This window comes from Henriciella sp., from assembly GCF_049649345.1.
GTDB lineage: Bacteria > Pseudomonadota > Alphaproteobacteria > Caulobacterales > Hyphomonadaceae > Henriciella.
In genome coordinates this window covers 1-1,690 of record NZ_JBARZC010000121.1, presented here as the reverse complement: position 1 = coordinate 1,690, position 1,690 = coordinate 1, and the positions used below count along the sequence as shown (strand labels likewise).

Annotated in this window: 2 protein-coding genes; both read left to right on the top strand. The window is 62.2% G+C overall.

The features are described from left to right. The first annotated feature begins 195 nt into the window (after positions 1–195). Entirely contained in the window at positions 196–1,560 is a 1,365-nt protein-coding gene (locus WA989_RS02990) for an IS701 family transposase (protein WP_424339040.1), read from the top strand. Further along, a partial coding sequence (locus WA989_RS02985) for a tetratricopeptide repeat protein (RefSeq protein WP_424339039.1) occupies positions 1,491–1,690 on the top strand: 200 nt, incomplete at its 3' end. The genes WA989_RS02990 and WA989_RS02985, both read left to right, overlap by 70 nt.

The following is a 1,690-nucleotide window of genomic DNA, read 5'->3' as shown; positions in this document are numbered from 1 at the left end:
AAGCCGTACCGCTGGACCAAATCGGCCGACGAGATCCTCGCCGCCGTCAAACGCTTTTGCCACCGCGTCGACGACACGTTGTGCGGCGAACTTTAGATTCAGGTGACTAGCACTACTTTGGCAGATTAATGATTTAGTTATAGGTGTCGGATGATTCTCTGGCCTGTAAAGGCTGGAGTGTTCGTAGTGAAGCCGATGTCGTCGTCGTGGAGGGATGAGCTGGAGACGTGGCTGACGCCGTTTGTGGAGGCATTGGGCGACCGGCGGCGCAAGCGGATGTGTCCGCTGTATGTGGCGGGGCTGATCGGCCCGGGCGACCGCAAGAGCGTGCAGCCGATGGCGGCGCGCGCCGGTGAGGCCAGCTACGATCAGCTTCATCATTTCATCTGTGCGGGTATGTGGGACAGCGCCCCGCTGGAGGCGACCCTCTTGAAGGAAGCTGATCGTCTTGTGGGCGACAAGGACGGCTTCCTTGTCATCGACGACACGGCGCTGCCGAAGAAGGGCAGTCATTCCGTCGGAGTGGCGCCCCAGTATGCCTCCTCGCTCGGCAAGACCTCCAATTGTCAGTCGTTGGTCTCGGTGACGCTGGCCTCGCGCGAAGTGCCGGTGATGGTTGGCTTGCGACTGTTCTTGCCGAAGGACTGGATCGTCGATCCCGCGCGCATGGCAAAGGCTGGTGTTCCCAAAGATCGACAGGCAGCTCTGACAAAGCCGGAGATCGCCATGGAGGAGATCGACCGGGTGATCGCCTCAGGCGCTCGTTTCGGCTGTGTGCTGGCTGATTCCGGTTACGGCTCCAGTGGGTCTTTTCGCCAGGCGCTCAGCCAACGCGGCCTGTTGTGGGCCGTGGGCCTGTCTCGCCGTCAGAACGTCTATCGGGCCGACGCCACAGAGATCTTCCCGATCGCAAAAACTGGCAGGCGGCGCAAATACCCCATCACCGACCAGCCGCCGGTCTCGGCAGAACAGATGCTCGCGAGCAAGCCATGGCGAAAGGTGAGCTGGCGGCGGGGAACCAAAGGTCGGCTGGCCTGCCAATTTGCAGCCTGCCGTGTCCGCATCGCCGAGGGCCATCGTCATCGCATGCATGGAAACCGCGTCCAGGCGATGCCTGGCGAGGAGGTCTGGCTTGTCGGCGAGAGGCGATCCACAGGCGAGCAGAAGTACTACGTCTCCAATCTGCCGCCCGGGACCAGCCTCAAGGTGCTTGCCGCCACCATCAAGGCCAGGTGGATCTGCGAGCAGGCGCACCAGCAGCTGAAGGAAGAACTCGGGCTCGACCACTTCGAAGGCCGATCTTGGAAAGGCCTCCATCGACACGCCCTGATGACGATGATCGCATACGCCTTCCTTCAATCCCGCCGCCTCAAAGCAGCGGGACGGAAAAAAAAGGCGCGGGGGACCACCTCCGAAACCGAGCATGCCTGCCGTCAGGCAAGCCATCCTCGACCGCTTCGCCCGGCCTCCACCGCTGCGGTGTCCGCATTGTGCGCAGCCCCTCGCACCCGCCGTCGAACCCAAACTGCCAAAGTAGTGCTAGGCGATGGTTTGGTTTAGCCGCAGAGCAGGGTGACGCCGAGGCCCAATACAATCTCGGCGTTATGTACCAAAACGCTGAAGGCGTCACTCGGGACGATGCCGAGGCTGTGCGATGGCTTCGTCTCGCGGCCGAGCAGGAGCACTCCTG